This is a genomic window from Enterobacter sp. ENT02, from assembly GCF_019219165.1.
In the GTDB taxonomy this organism is placed as follows: Bacteria; Pseudomonadota; Gammaproteobacteria; order Enterobacterales; family Enterobacteriaceae; genus Enterobacter; species Enterobacter mori.
In genome coordinates, this window is the sequence record NZ_JAHUWD010000001.1 from 620,665 (window position 1) to 646,677 (window position 26,013).

The following is a 26,013-nucleotide window of genomic DNA, read 5'->3' on the forward strand; positions in this document are numbered from 1 at the left end:
TCTGCCAAATAACAGGGAGTTTGTATGGTCAGCGCGCTGTATGCGGTGTTAGGTGCATTACTGCTGATTAAGTTTTCATTTGATGTTGTGCGCCTGAGAATGCAATACCGCGTCTCCTACGGTGACGGTGGTTTTTCCGAACTGCAGAGCGCCATTCGCATTCACGGTAACGCGGTTGAATACATTCCCGTCGCGCTGATCCTGCTGCTGTTTATGGAAATGAACGGGGCAGAAACCTGGATGGTGCACGTCTGCGGCCTGCTCCTGATTGCGGGTCGGTTAATGCATTATTACGGCTACCACCACCGCGTATTTCGCTGGCGTCGTTCCGGCATGAGCGCGACCTGGTGTTCGCTTGTGCTGATGGTGCTGGCTAACCTTTGGTATATGCCGTGGGAGTTGGTTTTCTCCTTCCGTTAGCGCACAATACGCCCCTTTATTTTTCCCGGATTTTTACGTTATGTCAGATCGCGACACGCTTTTTTCCGCGCCTATCGCCAGCCTGGGCGACTGGACCTTTGATGAACGGGTAGCCGAAGTCTTCCCGGATATGATCCAGCGCTCTGTTCCCGGTTACTCCAATATTATTTCTATGATCGGCATGCTGGCTGAACGTTTCGTTCAACCCGGCACGCAGGTCTATGATCTGGGCTGTTCGCTCGGCGCGGCAACGCTGTCGATCCGTCGTAACGTACGTCAGGATGACTGCAAAATCATTGCCGTCGATAACTCTCCGGCCATGGTCGAACGCTGTCGACGCCACATTGACGCCTATAAAGCGCCCACCCCTGTCGAGGTGGTGGAAGGCGATATTCGTGATATCGAGATCAAAAACGCGTCGATGGTGGTACTGAATTTTACCCTGCAGTTCCTGGTACCTGAAGACCGCCAGCTGCTGCTGGACAAAATTTATAAAGGTCTGAATCCCGGCGGCGCGCTGGTGCTCTCAGAGAAGTTTAGCTTTGAAGACGCTAACGTAGGCGAACTGCTGTTCAACATGCACCACGATTTCAAGCGTGCGAACGGCTACAGCGAGCTGGAGATCAGCCAGAAGCGCAGCATGCTCGAAAACGTGATGCTGACGGACTCCGTTGAAACCCACAAGGCGCGCCTGCGCAAAGCGGGATTTGAGCACAGTGAACTGTGGTTCCAGTGCTTTAACTTTGGCTCTCTGGTGGCGCTGAAAGCTGAGGATGCAGCATGATTGAGTTCGGCAACTTCTATCAGCTGATTGCAAAAAATCACCTCTCCTACTGGCTGGAAACCCTGCCTGCGCAAATCGCCACCTGGCAGCGCGATCAGCAGCATGGGCTGCTTAAGCAGTGGTCCAACGCGGTGGAGTTTCTGCCGGAACTGACGCCGCACCGCCTGGATCTGCTGCACAGCGTGACGGCGGAAAGTAAAGAGCCGCTCCCTGCCGGGCAGATAAACCGCATCGAGACCCTGATGCGTAACCTGATGCCGTGGCGCAAAGGGCCGTTCTCGCTGTACGGTGTGGACATTAATACCGAATGGCGCTCAGACTGGAAATGGGATCGCGTTCTGCCACATCTTTCAGACCTGAGCGGGCGTACCATTCTGGACGTGGGCTGCGGCAGCGGTTACCACATGTGGCGCATGATTGGCGCAGGTGCCCATCTGGCCGTCGGTATCGACCCGATGCAGCTGTTCCTGTGCCAGTTTGAAGCGGTGCGTAAACTGCTGGGCAACGACCAGCGCGCGCACCTGCTGCCGCTGGGCATTGAGCAACTCCCTGCCCTGAAAGCCTTTGATACCGTCTTCTCCATGGGCGTGCTGTACCACCGTCGTTCCCCGCTTGAACATCTCTGGCAACTGAAAGATCAGCTGGTCAGCGGCGGCGAACTGGTGCTGGAAACGCTGGTGATTGACGGTGATGAACATGCCGTTCTGGTGCCGGGCGATCGCTACGCGCAGATGCGTAACGTCTATTTCATCCCTTCCGCGCTGGCGCTGAAGAACTGGCTGGAAAAATGCGGGTTTGTGGATGTGCGGATTGCGGATGTCAGCGTGACCTCTCTCGAAGAACAGCGCCGCACCGACTGGATGATCACCGAATCGCTAGAGCAGTTCCTCGACTCGGCCGACCACAGCAAAACCATTGAAGGCTATCCTGCCCCGATGCGTGCGGTGTTGATTGCAACGAAGCCCTAGCCTTTTAGCCGGGTGGCGGCTACGCCTTACCCGGCCTACTCGTAGCACGTTTTCTCCGAAATAGTTCAAGTTGCAGCAAGGCGGCAACGCAGCGAATCCCCGGGAGCTTACATCAGTAAGTGACCGGGGTGAGCGAGGCGGCCAACGCAGCTGCGGCTTGAAATATGAAGGAGAAAAAAAGGCCCCTGTTGAAATTGCAGGGGCCTGGTACAAGCAAGCATCATATTGGGCGACATGATGCGCGGTAAAAATCGGTACGTTGCTACACGTGATGACGTTCAATCAACGATTTCATTACCGCAACCGACTCTCCATCTACACCGTAGCGTGAGTACTCATCCGCTTCAGCATCCGTCGACATAGACAACCCTGTATTGCGATAACGCATGGGTGACGGTATCCATTGACCTGCCGAGCTGTGAAGCTCTTCTACCCCTGCGTCTAAAAACAGTTCCAGATTGCTGGCGCGTACTCCTGCGCCCGCCATGATTATTGGAACACCGGAATGTGCTTTTAGTTCCGTAATTAATTGCAGTCCTTTTTCAGCTGACGACTGCTGACCCGATGTCAAAATGCGCGCCACGCCAAGTTCTCCAAGCGTTTCAAAGGCCTGAAGCGGATCTTTACACATATCAAATGCACGATGAAAAGTGACGGCCAGCCCCTGCGCGGCGCTCATGACCTGACGCATGCGCGGTATATCAATATTGCCGTCTTCATCCAGCAGACCGGTTACCAGCCCCGGGAACCCCAGTTCCCGAACGAGCGCGATATCATCAAGCATGGCACTGAACTCGCCCGCCGTGTAACAAAAATCACCGCCGCGCGGACGAATAATCGGGTGAACGGGAATCGTGACGGCCTGACGGGCAGACTTCAACACCCCGCAGGAGGGCGTCAGCCCGCCCTCTTTCGGTGCCGCGCACAGTTCAATGCGATCTGCACCCTTCTCCTGCGCGGTCACGGCACACTCCACGCTGTAACAACAAATCTCCAGCAGCGCCATTTAATCCTCCTTAATTTCCACTCAACGAACCATCATGTCACGCCATCCCTTTTCGGTCCCGGCCTGAACTCACAACTCTTACGCTTCACTGGCAACGATCTGTTCGATCGTCCACGGATGAAACTTCACCGTGACCTGTCCGTCAGTAACGGCAAGCGTGGGATTGGGTAAACGCTCGCGCTCACCTTTTGGTGAACTCGTTTTCACATAGATACCCGGCTGGCTTAAGCCCGAGTCCGATAACAGCGCCAGCGCGCGCGCATTCAGCGTTTCAGGCTCGCCTGGCAATACAATTTCGATGTGCTCCCAGCCTTCATGCGGATAGCGTTTTTCGCCCGGCCACGGCAGTTCAACAACGGTGAACTGCCAGTGCGAGACACGCACCGGTTCATGCAGTTTGAACAGGCAGATTGGGCGACCGTTAATGATATTCTCAGAAAGCAGTTCACCGCAGTGCTCGAAACCGCGACGCCAGCGCTCGGCTGTCGCATTCTGATGACAGCGCAGAGAGATGTGATCGGCCTCAAGCGGCGCGATATCCAGACCAAGGCGGGTGGCAAGTTCTGTGAACGCCTGAGTGAAGCGCGGTAAATCTGCGGAAATATCATGCAGTTCGTCAATGGTTTGCCAGTTCGCCATACGTCAGTCTCTTATCATGTCGCAAAGCCGCTAATTTACTCTGTTCCCCTCTTTCGACCAACCGCAGAATAAGGGTTTTTACGACTGCATGATTATGCACACCTTCTTAGCCTGGATTCTGTACTATCTTCAGCCCCCGCAATGCTGACGCCAGAGGGCATTTGCAGTATACTCCCGCCCTAAATTCTTTAACGGGCGCGGGTCGTTGTTCCCCCGCACCAAAAACGTAAGGTATCCAGGTGAATATTCAGGCTCTTCTCTCAGAAAAAGTCAGTCAGGCACTGATTGCCGCAGGTGCGCCTGCGGATTGCGAACCGCAAGTTCGTCAGTCAGCAAAAGTACAGTTTGGCGACTATCAGGCTAATGGCGTGATGGCAGTGGCTAAAAAACTGGGCATGCCGCCGCGACAACTCGCTGAGCAGGTACTGACGCATCTGGATCTCACCGGGATTGCCAGTAAGACTGAAATCGCCGGTCCAGGCTTTATCAACATCTTCCTGGAGCCTGCGTTCCTGGCAAGCCACGTTGACGCGGCGCTGAAATCAGACCGTCTGGGCGTTTCCCAGCCGAAGGCGCAGACCATCGTGATCGACTACTCCGCGCCAAACGTGGCGAAAGAGATGCACGTCGGCCACTTGCGCTCCACCATTATCGGCGACGCCTCTGTGCGTACCAATGAATTCCTCGGCCATAAAGTGATCCGTGCGAACCACGTAGGCGACTGGGGAACCCAGTTCGGTATGCTGATTGCTTACCTGGAAAAACAGCAGCAGGAAAACGCAGGCGAGATGGCACTGGCGGACCTGGAAGGGTTCTACCGTGAAGCCAAAAAACACTACGACGAAGACGAAGCCTTTGCCGAGCGCGCGCGCAGCTACGTAGTAAAACTGCAGGGCGGCGACACATACTTCCTCGAGATGTGGCGCAAGCTGGTTGACATCACCATGTCCCAGAACCAGCTGACCTATAACCGCCTGAACGTCACCCTGACCCGCGACGACGTGATGGGTGAAAGCCTCTACAACCCAATGCTGCCTGGCATTGTGGCAGACCTGAAAGCCAAAGGTCTGGCGGTAGAGAGCGAAGGTGCAACGGTGGTATTCCTTGATGAGTACAAAAACAAGGAAGGCGAACCGATGGGCGTCATCATCCAGAAAAAGGATGGCGGCTATCTTTACACCACCACCGATATCGCCTGTGCGAAATACCGTTACGAAACCCTGCATGCTGACCGCGTGCTGTATTACATCGACTCCCGCCAGCACCAGCACCTGATGCAGGCATGGACCATCGTGCGTAAAGCCGGTTACGTGCCGGATTCCGTACCGCTGGAACACCACATGTTCGGCATGATGCTGGGTAAAGACGGTAAGCCGTTCAAAACCCGCGCGGGCGGCACCGTTAAGCTCTCCGACCTGCTGGACGAAGCGCTGGAACGCGCCCGTCGCCTGGTCGCGGAGAAGAACCCTGACATGCCTGCCGACGAGCTGGAAAAACTGGCTAACGCTGTCGGTATCGGCGCGGTGAAATACGCGGATCTGTCCAAGAACCGTACCACCGACTATATCTTCGACTGGGATAACATGCTGGCATTCGAAGGCAACACTGCACCCTATATGCAGTATGCCTACACCCGCGTGCTCTCCGTATTCCGTAAAGCCAATATCGACGAAAGCGTGCTGGCGAACGCCACGGTGAATATTACCGAAGATCGTGAAGCGCAGCTGGCAGCGCGTCTGCTGCAGTTTGAAGAAACGCTGACGGTTGTGGCGCGTGACGGTACGCCGCACGTGATGTGTGCTTACCTGTACGACCTGGCGGGTCTGTTCTCCGGCTTCTACGAGCACTGCCCTATCCTGTCGGCAGAAAGCGAAGCGGTTCGCAACAGCCGCCTGAAGCTGGCGCAGCTGACGGCGAAGACCCTGAAGCTGGGTCTGGATACCCTGGGTATCGAAACCGTAGAACGTATGTAAAAACAAAACCCGGCGCAAGCCGGGTTTTGTTTTGTAGCCCCGGTAAGCGCAGCGCCACCGGGGATATCGACAGGTTCAGAAGTATTTCCGCAAATACTCCGTCAGACACAGTATCGCCATCGCCTGCCCGTATGGCATCGACGTCAGCGGGATCTGGCGATAAAACTCAAGATCGCTTCCCATCCCCGTACCGAATGACGTTTGCAGCAGTTCCCCTTCCGGCGAGATATTTTTCACGATACCGCGAATCGCTTTTTCTGCCACTTCGGCATACTCCGCGCCAACGTAACGCTTGCGCACCGCCTTCAGGATGCCGTAAGCAAACCCGGCGGTAGCCGATGCTTCAAGATACGAATTAGGATCGTCGAGCAGCGTATGCCACAGCCCACTCTCATCCTGACATTTCGCCAGCGCCGCAACCTGCGCGTTCAGCACCTGCACCAGATAGCGTCGCACGGCGTTGTTTTCCGGCAGATCTACCAGCTCGAGGAAGTCCGGGATCACGATAGTGAGCCAGCTGTTGCCGCGCGCCCAGCGGGCATTGGCGAAGTTATGGTTGCCGTCGTAGCTCCAGCCGTGGAACCACAGGCCGGTCTCCCGATCCATCAGGTTTTGCACGTGCAGCAGGAACTGATAGACCGCCTCTTCAACGTACTCCGGCTTATTGAGCAGCTTGCCGATTTTCGCCAGCGGCAAAACCGTCATCATCAGCGTATCGTCCCACATCTGCTGATGGTTCTCTTCCGCGAGGGTGATGTGCTGCATGCCACCGTGTTCGGTGCGCGGCATCTCATTCATCGCCCATTCCGCCCAGCTTTCCAGCCACGGCAGCCAGGCCGGGTTTTTCGTCTCTTCGTAGCGATAGGCCAGCGTCAGGAACGGCGACATGGTATTCACGTTTTTGGTGGTTGCGCCTTCCGCAAAACGGTCGGCAAACCAGCCGTCGATAATCTCGCGCATAACGTCGTCGCCGGTCTGGCAGTAGTACTGCCAGATCCCATACAGGCCGACGCCGTGCGTCCATTCCCATCCGGCCCAGCCTTTGGTGTCGATTACGCGCCCGTCGTCCAGCCGCAGCAAAAATTGCCCCGTTTTGTCGTGGATATTGACCAGGTTATGCGTCACCTTTTGAATCAGCGACTTCAGCTCGTCCCGGGCGATAAAGCGCTCGGGTTGACGCAGTAACGGGCTATGTTTGACAGGCCAAACTTTCATCATCTTAACCTCTGTTGTATGTCGAATTCAGTACCGCGCGATCCTTCAGCGAAGGTGCCGCCGGTTTATTACGATTCAGATAACCAATATTGTTGTTGCCCCACAGTGACTCGTAAGGTATGCCGGCCAGCATTTCCACTGTCTCGCGGGCCTGTGGCGTAGCGGCTTCTGGCATCGCCCGGCCGGACTCGCGCATTTTGGCGGTCTCTTCGCGCAGCGTGCTGTGGGTCTGCAAATTGAGCTTGAAGCGCAGGGAAACGAGGAAGCCGCAGAACAGCACCAGAATGGTGCCCACGCTCAGGATCATCAGAATCGTGTGGCTCACTTCCGCAGGCTGCACTTTCTGACCGCTGACAAAGCCGGACATCTGCATCACGATGCCCACCAGCATCACCGCACCGGCCTGTGACGCCTTACGGGTCAGGGTCATGATGCCCGCGAAGATCCCCTCGCGGCGCTGGCCGGTGATCACTTCATCCACGTCGGCAATGTAGGTGTAGGTGTTCCACGGGACGTAGTTGATACCGCCGCGACCGAGGCCCGCCACCGCAGAGATCAGCAACAGCAGAGAGTAAACGTCGCTCAGACCCGCGTAGTAGAGCACGGCGTAAGAAATTGATGCCAGACCAAACAGCACCACCACCATGCGGTAAGACGGTGCAGGCCCGAAGCGAATGCACAGCGGGATCATCCCGATTACGGCCAGGAACTGGAAGATGGCCATCGTGCCCAGCAGGTTGGACGCCATAGAGGCTTCCTGCATCAGTACGAACACCACGTAGTAAGTGAACACCGCGTTAAAGACGTCCTGCGCGATGTATCCACCGAGGTACATACCCAGATGCTGGCGGAAAATCTTGATACGCAGCGTCGAGCTTAACTCCACGAACAGACGGTTCAGGCTCTGGCCCAGCGTCAGCTTCTTCTTCTCCTCTTCGGCACGCAGCGCCGCTTCAGACCACTCCTCACGCGGGCGCTCCCAGGTAAAGAACCAAACGAAGGTCAGCATCAGCGCGCAAAGCACGGAGAAAACCAGGCTTGCGTAGAAAAAGGAAACCGCGTTGTCTTTCCCGAAATGGGTCAGCAGGATCCCCGGCAGGAAGGAAGCCAGAATGGCGGACATCTGCGCCATAGAGATACGCGCCCCGGAGAACTTGGTTTTCTGTTTAAAGTCATCGGTCATTTCCGGTACCAGCGTTTCGTACGGCACCAGAATCATGGTGTAGACAATATCAAACACCAGATAGGTCAGCAGGTAGTACCAGAAGCTCATGTCCCCTACCCACATCAGCGAGTAGCTGAACACGCACGGAATCCCCAGCAGGATAAAGAACTTACGGCGACCAAAGCGCTTGCCGAGCCAGGTTGTACCAAAGTTATCGGTCAAAAAGCCCATCAGCGGGCTGACAACGGCATCCAGCACCCTTGCGGCGGCAAAGATGAACGTTGCTTCAATCGGTGTGAGTCCACAGAAGGTGGTATAAAAATACAAAAGCCAGGCCGCCGTCAGCGCAGTGGTACCCGCGCCGAGGAAATCACCTGACCCGTAAGCAAGATAATTTGCGAGTCCAATTTTACGTGTTTTCATTGCCGTCAACCCTAATCAGTTTTGGGAGACTCCCTGTAAGCAAACCTCGTCCGGGAGTTTTTACACGGCTACAGTAAAAGTATCGACTTGTTGAAACCTTTCTGTTTCTGCCATCGCACAGAGGTGAATGGCAAAAATGCAAAGAGTGTCGTCACGCGTGTCACTGATTTATAAAACAGCGTTTCTATTGCATCAAAAGGCGAGGTCAATTTTGCGAGCCAGCCATCAGATTTGCCTGAAGGCTGGCGAAAATGCAGGCAGTTAACGGTAGTTGACGATGACGGAATTGCGCTGAACCTTCAGCGCCGGGATCAGGCGACCGCCACCCGGCACCTCCCAGATAAAGCGTAAAGGCTCGACGGCGGGCACACCGTTGAACGCCTGGGTCGTTCCGCTTTCACCGTCTATTTCGGTACAGCGCGTCTGAGAGCAGAGACGCACCCGCAGCCCGGCGGGCGTTGGGCCAATCAGCGTATAGTTCCAGACCACCAGCGTCATGAGGCCAGAAGCCGGTTCCGGCGGCGACAGCGGACGCGAAGACATTGCCACCCCGCGATGGCTTAGCGTGACGCCCATGCTGCTGGCCTGCCACGTTCCCTCACCTGCGGCCTGCGCCGCCAGCGGGAAAAGGAGTACCCATAGCCACTTCCGCATTATTTTCCTCCAATGGTCGCCGTCATACGAATGTGGCGATTGTCCGACAGTTCCATATTCGACAGCACCACCAGCTGGTTCAGGCTACGGCGCAGGAAGCGTGAAAGCAGCGGCCTCAGTGCATGATTCACCAGCAGAACCGGCGGCGCACCCAGCATCTCCTGACGCGCCAGCGCCTCCTGCGTCTGCGCCAGCAAGCGGTCGGCCAGACCCGGCTCAAGGCCACCACCACCCTGCAACGCCTGCAGCAGCAGACGCTCAAGCGGCGTATCGAGGCCAATCACCTGCACTTCTCCGGTGCCAGGGAACCACTGCTGGGTGATCGCACGGCCCAGCGCCACGCGTACCACCGCCGTCAGCTCGTGTGGATCGCTTTGCAGCGGCGCGTGCTCGGCCAGTGTTTCCAGGATGGTGCGCATATCCCGGATCGGCACCTTCTCATCAAGCAGGTTTTGCAGCACCTTGTGCAGCGTGGTCAACGTCAGCACGCCCGGAACCAGATCTTCCGTCAGCTTCGGCATCTCCTGCGTCACGCGGTCAAGCAGTTGCTGCGCTTCCTGACGCCCAAACAGCTCGGCGGAGAACTGCCCAATCAGGTGGTTGAGGTGGGTCGCCACCACGGTACTGGCTTCAACAACGGTATAGCCCTGAATTTGCGCCTGCTCTTTCAGGGCGCTCTCAATCCAGATAGCCGCCAGGCCAAAGGCCGGATCGATGGTTTGTTCGCCCGGCAGCGTGCCCGCGGCGGTGCCGGGGTTAATCGCCAGCCAGCGGCCCGGATAGGCATCACCACTGCCAATTTCGACACCTTTCATCAGAATGCGGTAGCGCGCGGGCGGCAGATCCATATTGTCGCGAATGTGAACAACCGGCGGCAGGAAGCCCATATCCTGGGCGAATTTTTTACGGATACTGCGAATACGCCCCAGCAGTTCGCCATCCTGCTGGAAGTCCACCATCGGGATCAGGCGATAGCCCACTTCCATCCCCAGAGAATCTTCCAGTTGCACGTCGTTCCAGGTGGCCTCGACGGCCTGGGTATTTTCCGGCATTTTCACCGGCGCCGGCTCTGCCGCCGGTTTCATTTCACGTCCGCGCATCCACCAGGCCAGGCCCAGCAGGCCCGCGGTGAACAGCAGGAACACCAGGTTTGGCATTCCCGGCACCATGCCGAGCAGGCCTAACACCGCCGCCGACAGCAGCATCACGCGGGGGTTGCTGAACAGCTGCCCCACCATCTGCTCACCCACGTCCTGATCGGTACTCACGCGGGTGACGATTACGCCTGCTGCGGTCGAGATAACCAGCGCCGGGATCTGGGCGACCAGACCGTCACCGATGGTCAGCAGCGTATAGCTTTCCGCCGCGTGGCCCATGTCCATCCCGTGCTGGAGGACGCCGACCAGCAGCCCCCCGACCACGTTGATGACCATGATCAGGATGCCCGCGATGGCATCACCGCGCACAAACTTACTCGCACCGTCCATCGAGCCGTAGAAGTCCGCTTCCTGCGTCACCTCCGCACGGCGCTTTTTCGCTTCATCTTCTGCGATAAGCCCGGCGTTCAGGTCGGCGTCGATCGCCATCTGCTTGCCCGGCATCCCGTCCAGCACAAAGCGCGCGCCGACTTCCGCGATACGCCCCGCACCTTTGGTGATAACCATAAAGTTGATGATCACGAGGATGACAAACACCACGATACCGATGGCAAAGTTACCGCCCACGAGGAAGTGGCCAAACGCCTCAACCACTTTACCCGCCGCCGCCGCGCCGGTATGGCCTTCCATCAGAATGATACGGGTAGACGCCACGTTCAGCGCCAGTCGCAGGAGCGTGGTAAACAGCAGAATGGTCGGGAACGCCGCAAATTCCAGGGTACGCTGGGTGAACATTGCCACCAGCAGCACCATGATGGACAACGCAATGTTGAATGTGAAAAGCAGATCGAGAATGAACGCCGGGAGCGGCAGTACCATCATCGACAGAATTAGCAGGATGAGAATCGGCCCGGCAAGGATCTGCCATTGGGTCGATTTCAGGTTGCCGGGCAGGCGCAACATTGCCACCAGATTAGCCATCAGTGTCCTTCTCGTTCAAAAAATCCAGCGCGTCAGGCACCGGAAGGTTTTCAGGTTTCACAGGTCGTTGACCGCCAGCCAGACGCCAGCGTTTTAATTGCCATACCCAGGCCAGCACTTCCGCCACGGCGGCATAAAGTTGTCCTGGGATCTGCTGCCCAATTTCCGCATGGCGGTATAAGGCACGCGCCAGCGGTGGCGCTTCAAGAATGGGGACGCGGTTCTCCGTCGCGATTTCACGGATACGCAGCGCGATAAGCCCAGCCCCCTTTGCCACCACTTTTGGCGCACTCATTTTGTTTTCGTCATACTGCAGCGCAACGGAATAGTGGGTCGGGTTGGTGACGATCACATCGGCTTTAGGCACGTCTTCCATCATGCGTCGACGAGCAGCCGCACGCTGCATCTGGCGGATACGCCCTTTCACGTGCGGGTCACCTTCCATCTGCTTATATTCGTCACGAATATCCTGACGCGACATGCGCAGCTTCTTGAAGTGGCTATAGAGCTGGAAGATGACGTCGAAGCCCACCATCGGGATGATGCTCAGCACCACCAGCAGCGAGCAAAGCCCGATGAGGTTCATGGCGTTGCGCATGGCGCTGAGCGGCGATTCGCTGATCAGGCGCATCATGTCAGGCCAGTTATGCCACAGATAAAACCCGGCAGCGCTGCCCATCAGGGTCGATTTGAGGATGGCTTTAACCAGCTCAGCCCCGGTCTGGGCCGAAAACATACGAGCTATACCGGGAAACGGGTTGAGTTTAGAAAACTTGGGCTGCAGTGATTTGCCACTGAACACCAGACCACCCAGCATGATCGGCGACACTATCGCCACCAGCACCACGCCGGTAATCAGCGGCAGTAAGGCGATCATTGCGCCTTTAATCAGAATAATGATTTGACCCAGAATGAGATTGGGATCGTTGACCATGCTGTGGTCAAAACGTAACCCAGAAGAGAGCATCCCCGCCAGTTTACGGGCGAGCGACTCCCCACCCAGCCAGATAATGCACACGCCTACGATAAGGATCAGCAGGGATGTCAGTTCTCGGGATCGGGGGATCTGCCCTTCCTCACGCGCTTTTTCAAGTCGGTGGGGTGTGGGGGCTTCCGTTTTGTCGTCGTTCTCTTCTGCCACAGTGCATGCTCAGCCCATTACGTCACGGGTATCATGCCAGCACAGAGAAAATCCAATGGCGGGAAAAGCCCGTTTATTCGGGCTCTTTTCGGAGATTCTTGATTTTGCCGCCTCGGACCGCGTTAACAACCTGAGGCGGCAGACACGCTTAGAAGCCGAGGCTGTCCAGCAGGTCGTCCACCTGGTCCTGGCTTGCCACAACGCCCGCTTTGGTGGCGTCGAGCTGTGGGCCATTGAGCAGGCTTTCGTTCTCGCGTTTTGGACGGGCAGCCGGTTCCGGGATGTTCTCCAGCAGCACCATCAGCAGCTGACGTTCAATCTCCTGAATCACATCCATCATGCGCTTGATAACCTGACCGGTGAGGTCCTGGAAATCCTGCGCCATCATGATGTCCAGCAGCTGTGCGTTGGTGAAACTGGTGTGGCCCGGCACATCGCCCAGGAACTGGCGGGTATCGGTCACCAGCTCGCGCGCGTCAGCCAGCTCGATAGGGTTTTCAAACCACTCATCCCAGCGCTGGGTCAGCGCTTTCGCACCCTTCTCCATCGCGTCCTGGTGCGGCTGTGACGCTTCAACGCTGTTCAGCGCACGTTCAGCGGCCTGCGCGGTCATCTGCACAACGTAGTCCAGACGGTCACGCGCATCAGGAATCGCTTCTGCTGCTTCGGCGATAGCCTGATCCAGTCCCAGTTCACGCAGGCTGTCGCGCAGCATGCGCGTCAGGCTACCAATGCGGGCGATAATGTCGCTCGGTGAATGTTCTTCAACGGGTTTCATAGCAGGTTGCAACATATCCATCACCTCACATGCCGAGTTTCTCGAAGATCTTGCCGAGCTTCTCTTCCAGGGTTGCTGCAGTGAATGGCTTCACCACATAGCCGCTTGCGCCCGCCTGGGCTGCTGCAATGATGTTCTCTTTTTTCGCTTCTGCGGTCACCATCAGCACCGGCAGTGACGCCATACCGGCATCGGCACGAATGGTTTTCAACAGTTCCAGACCATCCATGTTCGGCATGTTCCAGTCGGAAATCACAAAACCAAAGCCACCCGCCTGCAGTTTGTTCAGCGCATCAACGCCGTCTTCTGCTTCTTCAACGTTGTTGAAGCCCAGCTCTTTCAGCAGGTTACGCACGATGCGACGCATGGTGGAAAAGTCATCCACAACCAAAAATCTGAGCTCTTTGTCCGCCATAAAACTACACTCCTCTTTAAATACGTATCGCCTGTCCGGCACTGATTTTCGCCAGCATCTGCTGGCTTACCTGGCTAAGATCGACCACTTCGCTCACGCCACCCATATTGATGGCCTCGCGCGGCATGCCGAACACCACACAACTTGCTTCATTCTGCGCAATCGTCCAGGCGCCAGCCTGGTGCATCGCAAGCATTCCGGCGGCACCGTCGTTGCCCATCCCCGTCAGGATCACCCCCACGGCGTTGCGCCCCGCATGTTTCGCCACCGAATGAAACAGCACATCCACCGACGGACGGTGCCGGTTAACCGGCAGTCCGTCATGAATTTTGATTTGATAGTTCGCGCCGCTGCGCGACAGCTCCATATGCTTATCGCCCGGCGCGATGTACGCGTGTCCCGGAAGCACGCGCTCGCCGTCTTCCGCCTCTTTCACGCTGATCTGACACAGTTTGTTCAGGCGTTCAGCGAACGAGCGGGTAAATCCCGGCGGCATATGCTGCGTAATGAGAATACCCGGACTTGATAGCGGCAATGGCTGGAGTACATGACGAATTGCCTCTGTTCCTCCGGTTGACGCCCCAATCACCAGCAGTTTTTCCGAGCTGAGTAACGGACCGGCCTTCAGTGTTGCCGGTGCCGACATTGGTTTGTGCGCCGCAAGCTTCGCCCGGGACGCGGTGCGGATCTTCTCAGCAATCATCTCGCTGTAGGCCAGCATCCCTTCGCGGATGCCGAGCTGAGGCTTGGTGACAAAGTCCACTGCCCCCAGTTCGAGCGCGCGCAGGGTGATTTCCGAGCCTTTCCCGGTCAGGGAGGAGACCATCACCACCGGCATCGGGCGCAGGCGCATTAATTTTTCAAGGAAATCGATGCCATCCATGCGCGGCATTTCGACATCCAGCGTCAGTACGTCGGGGTTATATTTTTTAATTAAATCCCGCGCTACCAGAGGATCGGGGGCGGTCGCCACCATCTCCATATCGCTGTGGCTATTGATGATTTCAGTCATGATCTGGCGCATCAGCGCCGAATCATCGACAGACAATACCCTGATTTTACTCATGCTTTTTCCTTACTCAGCGCATATACCGTTTGCCCACGCAGGCTAAACTCACGCACGAGGTTGCTGAAGTTTTCCGAGTGCCCGGCAAACAGTAAACCGTCAGGCTTGAGCAACGGAACAAAGCGACGCAAAATGTCCTGCTGCGTCGTTTTATCAAAATAGATCATAACGTTACGGCAAAAAATGGCGTCGAATGGACCCGGCACGTTGTACTGCTTATCCAGCAGGTTAACGGGCGCGAATTCGACGCAGTTCGCCAGCTCCTGGCGTACGCGTACCAGGCCTTCATGCGGGCCAGTGCCGCGCATGAAGTAACGCTGCAGCTGCTGAGGCGACAGCGTTTTCAGTTCGTCCTGGCGATAAACACCGTTACGCGCCTTCTCCAGCACCTCGGTGTCGATATCGCTGGCGTAGACTTTCCAGCGTCCGGGCGCCATGCCCAACGTGTCTGCAAGGGTGATCGCCAGCGAGTACGGCTCTTCACCCGTCGAGGCGGCCGCACTCCAGACGCGATACTCGCCGCTGCGTCGACGCGCGTGGTCCGCCAGCACCGGGAAGTGGTGAGCTTCACGGAAAAATGCCGTCAGGTTGGTGGTTAATGAGTTAATAAAAGCCTGCCATTCGGCGCTGTTCTGGTTCGCTTCAAGCATGCTCAAATAGCGACCAAAATCATCCAGCCCAAGCGTGCGCAAGCGCCGCACCAGCCGGTTGTAGACCATGTCTCGCTTATGATCCGCAAGCACGATCCCCGCACGCTGGTAGATTAACTGACATATCCGACGAAAATGCGCGTCGGACAGCGCGAGGCGCTGTGTCATCTGTAACAATAATGACGTTTGCCCTGAGGGCGTGGGTGATGTCATAGCGCCTTCTTAATCACATTCAGGATACAACTGGCACGGCCTGCGACCGCCCGACTTCTGTTACTGCTTCAACGTGCTCTTTGACATTAAACACCGCGACCAGCCCGGTGAGATGGTCGGCCTGGTTTGCCAGCTGATCGGTCGCGGCTGCCGCCTCTTCCACTAACGACGCGTTCTGCTGCGTGACCTGATCCATCTGGCTGACGGCCTGGGCCACCTGCTCGATCCCACGGCGCTGCTCATCCGACGCCGAGGCGATTTCACCCATGATGTCGTTAACCCGGGTGACGGAAGTGACAATCTCGGTCATGGTTTTCGCCGCCGTATCGACCAGGGCAGAACCCTGCTGCACACGGGAGACCGACTCTTCTATCAGCCCTTTAATCTCTTTCGCCGCGTTGGCGCTGCGGCTCGCCAGGTTGCGCACTTCGCCCGCAACGACCGCAAATCCGCGCCCCTGCTCGCCCGCACGCGCCGCTTCAACGGCGGCGTTGAGCGCCAGAATATTGGTCTGGAACGCGATACCGTCAATCACGCTGATGATGTCGCCAATTTTCTGCGAACTGGCGGCGATATCCTGCATGGTGCTGGCCACGTGAGAGGCCTGGTCGCCCCCTCGCTTCGCCGTCATCGCCGCCTGTTTTGACAGATCCGACGCCTGACGCGCGTTGTCGGCGTTCTGGCTTACCGTCGCGGTCAGCTGTTCCATACTGGCCGCCGTCTGCGCCAGCGAGGCCGCCTGCTGTTCGGTGCGGGATGAGAGATCGTTATTGCCAGCTGCAATCTCTGAGATCCCGGTGTGCATGGCATAACTGCCCTGCCGCACGTCGCTCACCGTTTCCCGCAGCGATCCCTGCATCGCCTTCAGGCTGGCAAAGATGGCCGAAATTTCGTTCTTCCCGTACACCGCCACCGGACGCGCAAGGTTGCCTTTTGCAATGCTGTCGAAGTGGCTGCTGATAATCGCCAGCGGTTGCACAATCATCTTGCGTGCCCAGAACAACGCGCCGCCGGTCAGCAACCCCGCCAGAATCACGACCACGGCAAAGATGACGCCCGACATGTGATAGCTGGTACGGCTCGCTTCACCGGCACGCTGAACAGACTGGTTAATATCCTGCTGCCACGCGTTAAAGCTGCCGTCAAACGCCGCCTGAGACGCCTGTACCGGCGCGGTCATGAAATCCGAAAGCTGGTTGTTTTCAAGCCAGGTCGCCTGGTGGTCCAGATCGCTGTACCACTGTTCAAAATTCTTTTTCATGGCCGCTTTCAGCGCTTTCTCTTTCTCGCTGTCGGTGGCCTGCGCCGTGAAGGCTTTAAACTGTGCGTCAGCCTGCTTCAGGCTGTCGCGCGCGGTCGCCATCAGTGCCTTGATGTCATCCGGCGGATAGCTCAACGCGGTCAAGGTTCCCGCCTTGTTCAGCGCAGTACTTGCCTGCAACAGCACGGCACGGGTTTGTGCCAGCGAGGAGCGCTGCTGATTACTCGTCTCGACTTCCTGCAAATTCTGATAACCATCGCGAAACGCCCAAAAAGACAACCCGTTACTGCCAACCTGCAACACACCGCAAAGGATCAGAATCAAAAACAGTGTGGTCGAGATACGAATACGATTTAACATCCACGCTCCCATCAAGCGGCAAGCAGCCGCGGTTTAATTGTCAGTCAAAATGTTTCCCAGTTTTCTTCTTGTCCGGTCGTCGTGGTACGCGCAGGTGTTGCTGCCGTTGCTGCGGCGGGCGCACGATACATCGTATGTGAATCGACCGTTTTTGCTGCGAGTGAAGCGAGACGAAACGCCGAGACGGCCATCTTCAGACGGCTCGCCTGGTCTTCCAGCGCAGCGGCCGCCGCAGCGGACTCCTGCACCAACGCGGCGTTTTGTTGTGTCACGCGATCCATTTCCGATACCGCCAGGGCGACCTGGTCGATACCACGACTCTGCTCATCAGACGCAGAGGCGATTTCACCCATGATGTCCGTTACGCGGGTAACGGCATTCACGATGTCATTCATGGTCTCCCCTGCGCTTTCGACCAGCACGGAGCCGGTATCCACGCGGGAGACGGAATCTTCAATCAGGGCTTTGATCTCTTTCGCCGCATTGGCGCTGCGGCTGGCGAGGTTACGCACTTCCCCGGCCACCACCGCAAAACCGCGGCCCAGCTCACCGGCACGCGCTGCCTCAACGGCGGCGTTCAGCGCCAGAATGTTGGTCTGGAAGGCAATGCCGTCGATGACGCTGATGATGTCGGCGATTTTCTTCGAGCTGTCGGCGATTTCGTGCATGGTTTTCACCACGCCATCCACCACGCGACCGCCGCGCTGCGCCGTCTCAGAGGCGCTTTCTGCCAGTTGAGACGCCTGACGGGCGTTATCGGCGTTCTGCTTCACGGTGGCCGTCAGTTCTTCCATGCTGGCTGCGGTCTCTTCCAGAGCAGACGCCTGCTGTTCCGTACGGGAAGAGAGGTCGTTATTCCCCATCGCAATTTCGCTGGTGCCGGTATAGATTGCCTCGGATCCGTTACGCACGTTGGTGACGGTCTCCACCAGCGAGCGCTGCATATGGTCAACGCTGTTTGCCAGTTCGGTGATCTCGTTGCGCCCGGACACGGTCAGCGTTTTGGTCAGATCGCCTGAGGCGATGTCGCGGATATGCGCAATCACGCGGCCCAGCGGGTTGAGAAGGATGTGACGAATGCCGTACCAGACGGCCACCAGCACGATGACCAGCGCCAGCGCCAGCACGGCCATCTGCCATTTAGCGAAACGGTAGTCGTTCTGGCTTTCAGTAAATGCGGAGTGGTACAAGTCGCTGCTGGCTTTGGCATATTCACCCAGCGCCGCACCGAGTGCGTTTTGCATCCCCTGCGTCGGCTGAGCGAAATAGGCATCCATGTTGCCGCTCTCCAGGAACTGGATAAGCTCCGTCAGCCCGGCAAAGTAGGCGTTGTATTTCTCATCAATATTGGCGCTCGCCTGCTCCATCGCAGGCTGCGGGGCAATCTTTTTAAAGGCGTCGTAATGTTTTGCCGCGTCGGCAAGCGTCGCACGCGCGTTTTTCAACAGGTCCGTTTTCGCGCTGCTCTGCTGATTGTTGGGATCCATCATCATGCGCGCGGACGAACGGCTCAGGTTGATACGCGTTTGCAGCATCAGATCCCACGTCGTGGTCAGTTCACTCTGCTGCAGCCGCAGATCGTTCGAGGCCACGAAGCTGTCCTGGTTCTGTTTTAACGACGAAAAAAAGAGGCTACCGGAAATAAGCTGAAGAAGTGCGAAAATGACCAGCACCACCATGAGCATTGTGACAACGCGGATACGGTTCAACATACAACACCTTCTCATAGATTTATTAACGGTGTTATCGGCACAGGCCACAGGAACTTTACATTTGCGAAAGGGAAAAGCGCGGGGTTAAAACGCCACGTCGACAATCAGCGTATCGGTGTAGGTTCCGGCGGGAGGCGTGGCCTGGCTGGTCAGGACTTTTGCGGTGTAGTTATAGGTACGCAGTAAACCGTCGGTGCTGACCTGCGACGATGTCGCGCTGGTCCAGCGCTCGCTGCCGCTGCTGCCCCAGCGGTTGGTCGTGGCTTCTTTATAAATGTCATAGCTCATGGTGTTGCTGCCGCTGACCATCCGGCGGACATTATTGAGGGCGTTGGCACCATTATTAATGCCGATAGTGTAGGTGCTGCCTTTGGTGCAGGTGACGGCAATGGCCTGCGAGACGGTAGGGAAACTTTGTACCAGCGGTGCGCTGTTAAAGTTCACGTCCGGCGTGGTCATGGCGCTGCAGTCGTTGGTGACGGTCATGTTAAGCAGAATGGTGGTCGTTGCGGTTCCCGTCTGGGGGGACGTACAAAGGCTTCCAATACCTAAGGCACAGACGTTGTAGTTGATGCTGAAGGTCAACAGCACCTGATAAGGGCCTGCGGTAACGTTTTGTCCGGCGACGGTGCGGAAATAGAGCGGAATGTTGTACTGCTTTGACCCGAGCAATCCCAGCAATGTGTTGCCGCTCCAGGTATACGCTTTGCTTATCTGTACCTCGCTGCTGCTCGCGCACCCGGATAATCCGCACAGCCGTGTGGGGATCACGTCCGTAATAGCCGCATTATCCGTGCGCTTCATGGTGGCGCGGCTGTTACCCGAAACCGAGGCCGAGGTGAAGTTCAGCGTCACCGAGTCGCTGGTCAGAACGTTGAGTACGGCATCACACGCCACCACCAGCGTGCCGGTGGTTTCCACCTCCCCGTTTCCGCTGAGCGCGAACGAGGTGACGCTGCCAAACGATGCATTGACCGTACTGACGGTGCACGCCGCCCAGCCACCTCCGGAAAACAGCAGCAGCATCCACAGCAGCAGGCGCGTCATGGCCCCTCCCGGCACACCAGTGGACCGTAGGTTTGCAGCTTGTGCTCCGGATTAGCTCCCACAGTCAGCGTGGCCTTGCAGCGTTTTCCATCTGGTGCGATCACCTCGAGCGGATTCACATCGCTGAGATTTTCCAGCCAGGCGATGCCGTCATACCCCACCACCGCGTTGCTGCGCGAGACGCGTCGGACCTGGCTTCCCACGGGCAACGCCTGTCCGTGCGCATCATGCAGAATAACGCTGGCCACCCGCTCCTGCTCCATCGGGAAATCGACCAGATAGCCGCTGTGACGGCGAATGGCGATCCGGCGCTCCGTCTCTTTCAGGCGGGTATCCGCGGGCAGATTCAGGGTATCAATCCGGTAGCTTGCCGGGTAATACGCCGACACCCCGCTCACCAGCAGGTAACCGTTATTATTTGTTTTACCGACGGGCTGGTTTTCATAGCTGACGGGCACGTCCGGGTGGCCGTCGGTACTGATCACCACAAACGCATCGTTGATTTTGTTCGCCGCAAACAGCTCGCCGTCCATAAGCACAACGGATCCCATCGCCTCGCCCCACCAGGTCATAGTGTCCCTTTCGCCATAGCCGCCGCCCTGCAGCTCGATGTTGTTATTGCGCCAGCCCAGCGTTCCCTGTTGATAATCACTGGCTCTTGACTGGTTGGCCCAGGCCATATTCCAGCTGAACCCACCGTCAGAAGGCATGGCGTGGTTATAGTTAATGCGCTGAGTACTGCCTGCGTCCGGGGTGTTCTCAACGGTGACGGCAGCGCTGTCGCGCTCCCCGAGCGGCACCTGAAGCGATAGCGCAACGGTCCAGTCTCCGCGCTGCTGATCCCGGCTGCCGGCGAGGTAAATACTGCTCGCGCCCCACAGGTTGCGGCTCCAGGAGAGATTAAGCAGCTCGGTTTTTTGACCGTCAAAACTCTCCACGCCGATCCAGGCCGCGCCGATGTTGCCGTACTGTCCCAGATTGAAGGTGAGAGAATACTGGTCCGTATTGCGGCTGAAGCTGGCGATGGGTTTATCGTTTTCGTCATAGACCGTCGGCTGGTCGTAAAGGGCGAGGTTGCCAAAGCCGCGGTCGCGACGCGTGTGCTGGGTGGCGACGCTAAACTCGCTGGTGCTGTACTGGTAACCCCAGTTGATTTGCCCGCCCTCGTCACCGCGCATGCGGCTTTGCGAGTAAGAGGTATTCACCACGCCAAACTGGCCGAGTTTTATCACCGTCCCCGCCCCGCCCAGCGCCAGCTCCTGCGCCCCTTCCGCGTGCCCCTCCAGCGTCAGCCAGTCCGTCATCCCGTAGCGATACGAGCCGCTGCCTGCTGCCGAACCGTAGTCAAAATTCTTGATACCGTAATTACGCCGCAGGCTGCCCAGGGTCACGGCACCGTCGCTCAGCCCTTGTTTAAGCAAGTCGCTGGAGACGTAGAACGGGAGCGTGGTGCTCACCTGTCGCCCCAGCGCATCCGTCGTGACCAGCACCGCATCCCCGGCACCGTTGATATAGGGCAGATTGGTCAGGGTGAAGGGGCCAGGCTGAAGCTGGGTTGAACCGGAACGATAGCCATTGATAAAGAGATCGACCGAGGTGGGTACTGCGGCTTCCCCCGCGAACTCGGGCAGCGGCCATGTCACCAGATCGGGGCGCAGGGAGAAATCCCGCCCGACGCTTACCCCTCCCATCCGCACGCTGGAGCTCCAGCTCAGGGCATCGCTGATCACATCCCCGACGCTCCAGCTCATCGCGTCATCTTCATTCGTGAACAGCAGGGTCGTGTCATAGCGAACATACCCTTCCTGCTGGCCGTCGTTACCGGTGAAGTTTTCCCGGGCGTAGCCGGTGGAGGAAAATGAGCCGTTCTCGTTGAAGTAGCGGAACTCATGCCAGAGCGACGCCTGACCGCCGATATGTTCCGTGTGGTTGGTGTAGAGATCGTAATTCAGCAGCGCCCCGCGCCCGTAGTGCGGTTTGGCCTGCGCCGTTTGCGCGCTGAAAGGGGTCACGCGGGCCGTCACCCAGTCGCGGGGAACGGTCAGCAGCAGGCGCTGCGCGGCGCTGTCGTAAGCCACCCGAACCTGATCAAGCGAGGAGAGATTCACCTCTCCGGCAGGAACATGCGCCGGGGGCAGTCCCGCGCGCAGCAGGTCGGCGCTGGAGATAAAGAAAGCGCCTTTACGCTGCGTCACCGGCACGACCAGACCGGTATCGTAGTGGTTGAGCACGAGGGCGAGCTGGAAGACCGCTTCATCATTAATCGCCTGTGCCTGAGGAGGTGGCGGCAAACTGTCGTCGCCGGGCTCGGCCAGGGTCGCGGAACTGACGCAAAGCAGTATCATCATCGCTGGCTTCAGTTTACGGGCGTCGACTGCCATTGTGCTTCCCTGGCATTAATCTGCGCGCTCATCCGCTCTGGCTGACGAACGCCAGCGGGTACTGGCCAGCTGCGGGTGCTGCCCGGGAGGACGTAACCCAGTAATCCCTCCGCGACCGTGCGTTTCTGCCCTCCCTGCTCCAGCGCCACCTGGCTCAGCCTGACATGAACATCCCCCCGGTTTCGAACCTCCAGTGCAGGCTGTCCACCCGCCTGCGTCACCCGCCAGCTCAGATTTTGGGTCTCAGCCAGCGCGTGGTGCGCGCCCTCTTTTATAGTCGGAATCCCATGGCCATACACAAACAGAGGGATGGAGTAGCGCATCTGCAACTTGAGGCCGATGGCGGGTTCAGCTTTTGCATCCGGCTGGGGAATTTCATCCACGATGATGCGGTAAGCCTGTTCGATACCTGCGGGTACTGAAGCCTGTTTGATAAGGCGAATGAGCTGCTTGCTGCCGGTACCAATCGTGACGATGGGCGGGCTGGCGACCACATCCTGCTGCGCAGTATAGCGCTCGTGTCCATCCTCCTGTTTCCAGCGCACGATGCGGACCTGCATCGTCGTGGCACTGTTTCCCTGGTTCTGGATCCACAGCTCCGTGGCGTTGGCGTCCGCAGCCAGCCACGGGTCGATCGGCCACAGCATGATAGTGGCGGCCGCCTGCACCTGCCCGGTTGCCACCGTCATGCTCAACGCACCCGCCAGACAAACAGGTCTGAAAAATGGATTCATCAATACTCTCCCTTTATTACCATGACAAGGTCACGGTGAGCTGATCGGTATAGGTTCCTGCCGGGCTAAACCCGGTCAGTAGCGCCACGCCGAAAAGCGGCAGCGCGATGTTATTGCTGTTGGCATAGGTCACCGGTATCGCCTGGTTGACGCCAATTTCGCTGTTGGCGGCCAGCGAGCTGCTGCTGTAGAGCCGGTACGGCACCAGTTCTGTTCCACCTGACCGCTTCATCCGACGAACGGATGAATAATTTTGACCGCCGTTAATGCTCATGCTCAGTGCCACGCCCGGCGTACAGGCGATGGACAACGCCCCGTTTGGCACAAAGCTGGTGCTGACCGGCGCGCTCTCGACGCCGTTATGGCTGCCAAAATCCAGCGTGCCGAAAAGCCCGCCGCTACCGGTAGCCACCGCACATCCGGGTACAATCGTGGCGCTGACCTTAAAGGACTGAGACGTCACCGCATCCGCCGTCGGCATCATGAGCAATACAACCATCAGCGTGAAAAAAGGGTGCACGCGTCCCTCTGCGCGTTTGCGCAGACTTGTCAATGTTGCCTTCATGGCGGTAGAGGACTAGTAGGTGACGCTGACGTTAATCGTGTCGGTGTAGGTCCCCGGTACGACCGTCACGCTGTTGCCGCCGCCGGTAATACGCCCGTAGAGGGTGTAACTGTCTACCCCTCCGGCCGTAGAGGCGATCGGCAACGCGGCGTTATTGGCAATCACGGTATTAAACCCGCTGTCGCTGTATAGGCTGTAAGCCACGCCCTGTGCCGTATTGGAGGTGTTAACCAGATAGCGCGCAGGGGTGCCTGGCGTGCCGACAACAGTGCCGGGGGCGGTGGAGTTGGTGTTGCCGACGATCGCCACCGTATAGCTGGCGGTCGTGCACTGAATGGTGAAGGTGTTTCCGCCGCTGGCACCGGAGAGCTGCGTGGTCAGGGTAGAAAACGTGGCAGGATGGGTCCCGAAATCGAGCGTACCGAAGTTAATGCCACTTTGCGCGGGCGATCCGTTTATCAGACACCCGTTTGTCAGCGTCAGCGTCGCGCCGATGGTGCCGCTGCTGGTCACGGCCAAAGCCTGAGGGGCCATTGTCGCAGCCAGTAACGAGCCTGCGCAGATCAAAAGGCGTTTTCTTTTCATTTACCACTCTCCAGAAGACGTCGCCGTTCCCTTGCCACATTTTATTTTTGCTGTTCAAGATGTTAGCCCCGCTTAAGGTTCCTCTGAGAGGGGTTATTGAGAATTTAGTTTACGGATATCGCTTCGACCACCTTCGCCATTACACATAAGCCATATGTCTTATTGACTCCGTTTTTTTATAAATAACAGAGAGTTAAATTTTTTCAGGCGGCGATTTTTTTTTATCAGGAGAGAATATATCCATTAAAGTGTGATCTTAATCACAATATATCGTCAGCGCATTCACAACAAATTTAATAAAACTTAAAAAGGAGTTGTATCCCCCTACGCTTTGCGTCAATTTATGGGCCGAATAATTTCCCGTTTCGTAATAAAAAATTTATATGTATCGACGCGGGCTACATCTGAAGCGCATAGAGGGTCTTTTTTCGTGGCAAGTGCAAACAAACTCACACTCTTCATCGTGATATTCATGCTGGCGGGTATTCTTTCAGGGGCAGCAATTCATGAATATGCATCTGCGGATGCCATCAAAGCCTGGTCGGATAATATTACCCTTCTGACCGATATTTTCCTCCGTCTGATCAAAATGGTGATTGCGCCCCTGGTCTTCAGCACGCTGACCGTTGGCATTATGAAGCTGGGCGAAACCTCCACCATTGGCCGCGTAGGCGGCAAAGCGATGGTGTGGTTTATCAGCTCATCCGTGCTCTCTATTCTGGTGGGGCTGTTTATCGTCACCCTCGAGCATCCGGGAAGCGGTCTGAACCTGACGGTGCCGACAGAAGCTGTGGATACCGGCCTGGCCGTCAGCGGCATGACGCTGAAAGCCTTCCTGTCGCACACCATTCCGACCAGTATCGCAGGGGCGATGTCGAACAATGAGATCCTGCAGATTGTGGTGTTCTCAATGTTCTTCGGCATTGCTGGCGCATCGCTGGGGCAGAAATTCAACGCGCCGCTGGTGGCCGCGCTGGATGTGGTTTCCCATATCATGCTGAAGGTCACGGGTTACGTGATGTACGTTGCACCGCTGGCCATTTTCGCGGCGATCTCATCCGTCATCGCCACGCAGGGTCTGGGCATTCTCCTGAACTACGCCTCCTTTATCGGTGGCTACTATGTGGCGATCCTGCTGACCTGCATGGTGCTGCTGGCCGTGGGTTACATGGTACTGAAAAAAGAGGTGTTTCGCCTGGTCAGCATGCTGAAAGATCCGGTCCTGGTGGCCTTTACCACCAGCAGCTCTGAAGCCGCCTACCCTAAAACGCTGGAACAGCTGGAGCGCTTTGGCTGCTCGCGCAGTATTGCCTCTTTCGTCCTGCCGATTGGTTACTCCTTTAACCTGGTGGGCTCGATGGTGTACTGCTCTTTCGCCTCGATGTTTATCGCCCAGGCATACAACATTCACCTGAGCTTCTCGGAAGTGACGGTTCTGATGCTGACTCTGATGCTGGCGTCAAAAGGCATTGCGGGCGTACCGCGCTCGTCGCTGGTGGTGCTGGCGGCAACGATCCCAAGCTTTAATATTCCGGTGGCCGGGATTCTGCTGCTGATGGGTATCGACCACTTCCTGGATATGGGCCGTTCGGCGATTAACGTGCTGGGGAATGGTATTGCGACGGCGATGCTGTCGCAAAATGAAGGTGCACGAGAAGCGGAAGCAGATCTGGTGAAGCAGGAAGCGTAAGTAAAAAAGCCGGGTGGCGGCTTCGCCTTACCCGGCCTACAAATGGCTCGAACACGTAGGCCGGGTAAGCGTCAGCGCCACCCGGCTTTG

At 57.3% G+C, this 26,013-nt stretch carries 23 protein-coding genes; 5 read left to right on the forward strand and 18 right to left on the reverse strand.

Features of this window, described 5'->3' with window-relative positions; translation table 11 throughout:
• Positions 1–24: 24 nt before the first annotated feature.
• The 3 genes from KW829_RS02785 to cmoB are packed head-to-tail and all read left to right on the forward strand — an operon-like array spanning position 25 to position 2,172.
• Complete coding sequence (locus tag KW829_RS02785) at positions 25–420, forward strand: MAPEG family protein (protein WP_010432562.1); 396 nt, start codon at positions 25–27, stop codon at positions 418–420.
• 40 nt (positions 421–460) lie between these two features.
• Entirely contained in the window at positions 461–1,204 is a 744-nt protein-coding gene (cmoA, locus tag KW829_RS02790) for a carboxy-S-adenosyl-L-methionine synthase CmoA (protein WP_010432559.1), read from the forward strand.
• Entirely contained in the window at positions 1,201–2,172 is a 972-nt protein-coding gene (gene cmoB, locus KW829_RS02795) for a tRNA 5-methoxyuridine(34)/uridine 5-oxyacetic acid(34) synthase CmoB (protein WP_218307547.1), read from the forward strand. The genes cmoA and cmoB overlap by 4 nt, the downstream gene beginning before the upstream one ends.
• 262 nt (positions 2,173–2,434) lie before the next feature.
• Here cmoB and cutC read toward each other — a convergent pair whose 3' ends face one another.
• The gene (gene cutC / locus KW829_RS02800) at positions 2,435–3,178 is read right to left on the reverse strand and encodes a copper homeostasis protein CutC (protein WP_218307548.1); all 744 of its coding nucleotides are present in this window, start codon (positions 3,176–3,178) and stop codon (positions 2,435–2,437) included.
• Between the two features lie 78 nt (positions 3,179–3,256).
• On the reverse strand, positions 3,257–3,817 hold the full coding sequence (locus tag KW829_RS02805; protein WP_218307549.1) for a VOC family protein: 561 nt from the start codon (positions 3,815–3,817) through the stop codon (positions 3,257–3,259).
• Between the two features lie 239 nt (positions 3,818–4,056).
• Between KW829_RS02805 and argS the strand changes: the two genes are divergently transcribed.
• Positions 4,057–5,790, forward strand: a complete 1,734-nt coding sequence (argS, locus tag KW829_RS02810) for an arginine--tRNA ligase (protein ID WP_010432547.1) — start codon at positions 4,057–4,059, stop codon at positions 5,788–5,790.
• 75 nt (positions 5,791–5,865) lie between these two features.
• On the opposite strand, the gene KW829_RS02815 is transcribed toward argS, so the two are convergent.
• From KW829_RS02815 to KW829_RS02890, 16 genes are all read right to left on the reverse strand, one after another.
• Positions 5,866–7,005, reverse strand: a complete 1,140-nt coding sequence (locus KW829_RS02815; protein WP_120158050.1) for a glycoside hydrolase family 105 protein — start codon at positions 7,003–7,005, stop codon at positions 5,866–5,868.
• Positions 7,006–7,009: 4 nt separating this feature from the next.
• Positions 7,010–8,593 carry an MFS transporter gene (locus KW829_RS02820; protein WP_089598184.1) on the reverse strand — a complete coding sequence of 528 codons (1,584 nt, stop codon included), beginning with the start codon at positions 8,591–8,593 and terminating at the stop codon, positions 7,010–7,012.
• Positions 8,594–8,854: 261 nt separating this feature from the next.
• Positions 8,855–9,250 carry a flagellar protein FlhE gene (locus KW829_RS02825; protein ID WP_218307802.1) on the reverse strand — a complete coding sequence of 132 codons (396 nt, stop codon included), beginning with the start codon at positions 9,248–9,250 and terminating at the stop codon, positions 8,855–8,857.
• A complete protein-coding gene (gene flhA, locus KW829_RS02830) occupies positions 9,247–11,325 on the reverse strand; it encodes a flagellar biosynthesis protein FlhA (RefSeq protein ID WP_089598182.1) in 2,079 nt (692 codons plus the stop codon). Before flhA ends, KW829_RS02825 begins: the two co-directional genes overlap by 4 nt.
• A complete protein-coding gene (flhB, locus tag KW829_RS02835) occupies positions 11,318–12,466 on the reverse strand; it encodes a flagellar biosynthesis protein FlhB (RefSeq protein WP_010432535.1) in 1,149 nt (382 codons plus the stop codon). The genes flhA and flhB overlap by 8 nt, the downstream gene beginning before the upstream one ends.
• Positions 12,467–12,614: 148 nt before the next feature.
• The gene (gene cheZ, locus KW829_RS02840; RefSeq protein WP_029485121.1) at positions 12,615–13,259 is read right to left on the reverse strand and encodes a protein phosphatase CheZ; all 645 of its coding nucleotides are present in this window, start codon (positions 13,257–13,259) and stop codon (positions 12,615–12,617) included.
• Between the two features lie 10 nt (positions 13,260–13,269).
• Positions 13,270–13,659: a chemotaxis response regulator CheY gene (gene cheY, locus KW829_RS02845; RefSeq protein WP_010432528.1), complete on the reverse strand. Its 390-nt coding sequence runs from the start codon at positions 13,657–13,659 to the stop codon at positions 13,270–13,272.
• A 16-nt stretch (positions 13,660–13,675) separates the two neighbouring features.
• Positions 13,676–14,725, reverse strand: a complete 1,050-nt coding sequence (locus KW829_RS02850) for a chemotaxis response regulator protein-glutamate methylesterase (protein ID WP_218307550.1) — start codon at positions 14,723–14,725, stop codon at positions 13,676–13,678.
• Positions 14,722–15,588 carry a protein-glutamate O-methyltransferase CheR gene (cheR, locus tag KW829_RS02855; RefSeq protein WP_100166014.1) on the reverse strand — a complete coding sequence of 289 codons (867 nt, stop codon included), beginning with the start codon at positions 15,586–15,588 and terminating at the stop codon, positions 14,722–14,724. Before cheR ends, KW829_RS02850 begins: the two co-directional genes overlap by 4 nt.
• Before the next feature lie 19 nt (positions 15,589–15,607).
• Positions 15,608–17,209 (reverse strand): methyl-accepting chemotaxis protein IV, encoded by a 1,602-nt coding sequence (gene tap, locus KW829_RS02860; protein ID WP_010432521.1) that lies wholly within the window; start codon positions 17,207–17,209, stop codon positions 15,608–15,610.
• A 44-nt stretch (positions 17,210–17,253) separates the two neighbouring features.
• Positions 17,254–18,921 (reverse strand): methyl-accepting chemotaxis protein II, encoded by a 1,668-nt coding sequence (gene tar / locus KW829_RS02865; protein ID WP_218307551.1) that lies wholly within the window; start codon positions 18,919–18,921, stop codon positions 17,254–17,256.
• Positions 18,922–19,005: 84 nt separating this feature from the next.
• Positions 19,006–19,968, reverse strand: coding sequence for a spore coat U domain-containing protein (locus KW829_RS02870; RefSeq protein WP_042716077.1), 963 nt, complete (start codon positions 19,966–19,968; stop codon positions 19,006–19,008).
• Complete coding sequence (locus tag KW829_RS02875; RefSeq protein ID WP_218307552.1) at positions 19,965–22,349, reverse strand: fimbria/pilus outer membrane usher protein; 2,385 nt, start codon at positions 22,347–22,349, stop codon at positions 19,965–19,967. Before KW829_RS02875 ends, KW829_RS02870 begins: the two co-directional genes overlap by 4 nt.
• Positions 22,325–23,083 (reverse strand): molecular chaperone, encoded by a 759-nt coding sequence (locus KW829_RS02880; RefSeq protein WP_218307553.1) that lies wholly within the window; start codon positions 23,081–23,083, stop codon positions 22,325–22,327. The genes KW829_RS02875 and KW829_RS02880 overlap by 25 nt, the downstream gene beginning before the upstream one ends.
• 16 nt (positions 23,084–23,099) lie before the next feature.
• On the reverse strand, positions 23,100–23,648 hold the full coding sequence (locus tag KW829_RS02885) for a spore coat U domain-containing protein (protein WP_029485120.1): 549 nt from the start codon (positions 23,646–23,648) through the stop codon (positions 23,100–23,102).
• A 12-nt stretch (positions 23,649–23,660) separates the two neighbouring features.
• Positions 23,661–24,233, reverse strand: coding sequence for a spore coat protein U domain-containing protein (locus KW829_RS02890; protein ID WP_010432504.1), 573 nt, complete (start codon positions 24,231–24,233; stop codon positions 23,661–23,663).
• Positions 24,234–24,663: 430 nt separating this feature from the next.
• Between KW829_RS02890 and KW829_RS02895 the strand changes: the two genes are divergently transcribed.
• A complete protein-coding gene (locus tag KW829_RS02895; protein WP_089601040.1) occupies positions 24,664–25,923 on the forward strand; it encodes a dicarboxylate/amino acid:cation symporter in 1,260 nt (419 codons plus the stop codon).
• Positions 25,924–26,013: the final 90 nt, after the last annotated feature.

Coding starts and splice junctions, on each gene's coding strand:
- KW829_RS02850 (WP_218307550.1), bottom strand. CDS start 14,725: ATGAGTAAAATCAGGGTATTGTCTGTCGATGATTCGGCGCTGATGCGC.
- tap (WP_010432521.1), bottom strand. CDS start 17,209: ATGTTAAATCGTATTCGTATCTCGACCACACTGTTTTTGATTCTGATC.
- cheZ (WP_029485121.1), bottom strand. CDS start 13,259: ATGTTGCAACCTGCTATGAAACCCGTTGAAGAACATTCACCGAGCGAC.
- cheY (WP_010432528.1), bottom strand. CDS start 13,659: ATGGCGGACAAAGAGCTCAGATTTTTGGTTGTGGATGACTTTTCCACC.
- cmoA (WP_010432559.1), top strand. CDS start 461: ATGTCAGATCGCGACACGCTTTTTTCCGCGCCTATCGCCAGCCTGGGC.
- tar (WP_218307551.1), bottom strand. CDS start 18,921: ATGTTGAACCGTATCCGCGTTGTCACAATGCTCATGGTGGTGCTGGTC.
- cutC (WP_218307548.1), bottom strand. CDS start 3,178: ATGGCGCTGCTGGAGATTTGTTGTTACAGCGTGGAGTGTGCCGTGACC.
- KW829_RS02885 (WP_029485120.1), bottom strand. CDS start 23,648: ATGAAGGCAACATTGACAAGTCTGCGCAAACGCGCAGAGGGACGCGTG.
- KW829_RS02870 (WP_042716077.1), bottom strand. CDS start 19,968: ATGACGCGCCTGCTGCTGTGGATGCTGCTGCTGTTTTCCGGAGGTGGC.
- KW829_RS02815 (WP_120158050.1), bottom strand. CDS start 7,005: ATGAAAGTTTGGCCTGTCAAACATAGCCCGTTACTGCGTCAACCCGAG.
- KW829_RS02805 (WP_218307549.1), bottom strand. CDS start 3,817: ATGGCGAACTGGCAAACCATTGACGAACTGCATGATATTTCCGCAGAT.
- KW829_RS02890 (WP_010432504.1), bottom strand. CDS start 24,233: ATGAAAAGAAAACGCCTTTTGATCTGCGCAGGCTCGTTACTGGCTGCG.
- KW829_RS02820 (WP_089598184.1), bottom strand. CDS start 8,593: ATGAAAACACGTAAAATTGGACTCGCAAATTATCTTGCTTACGGGTCA.
- KW829_RS02875 (WP_218307552.1), bottom strand. CDS start 22,349: ATGGCAGTCGACGCCCGTAAACTGAAGCCAGCGATGATGATACTGCTT.
- KW829_RS02785 (WP_010432562.1), top strand. CDS start 25: ATGGTCAGCGCGCTGTATGCGGTGTTAGGTGCATTACTGCTGATTAAG.
- flhA (WP_089598182.1), bottom strand. CDS start 11,325: ATGGCTAATCTGGTGGCAATGTTGCGCCTGCCCGGCAACCTGAAATCG.
- cmoB (WP_218307547.1), top strand. CDS start 1,201: ATGATTGAGTTCGGCAACTTCTATCAGCTGATTGCAAAAAATCACCTC.
- KW829_RS02880 (WP_218307553.1), bottom strand. CDS start 23,083: ATGAATCCATTTTTCAGACCTGTTTGTCTGGCGGGTGCGTTGAGCATG.
- cheR (WP_100166014.1), bottom strand. CDS start 15,588: ATGACATCACCCACGCCCTCAGGGCAAACGTCATTATTGTTACAGATG.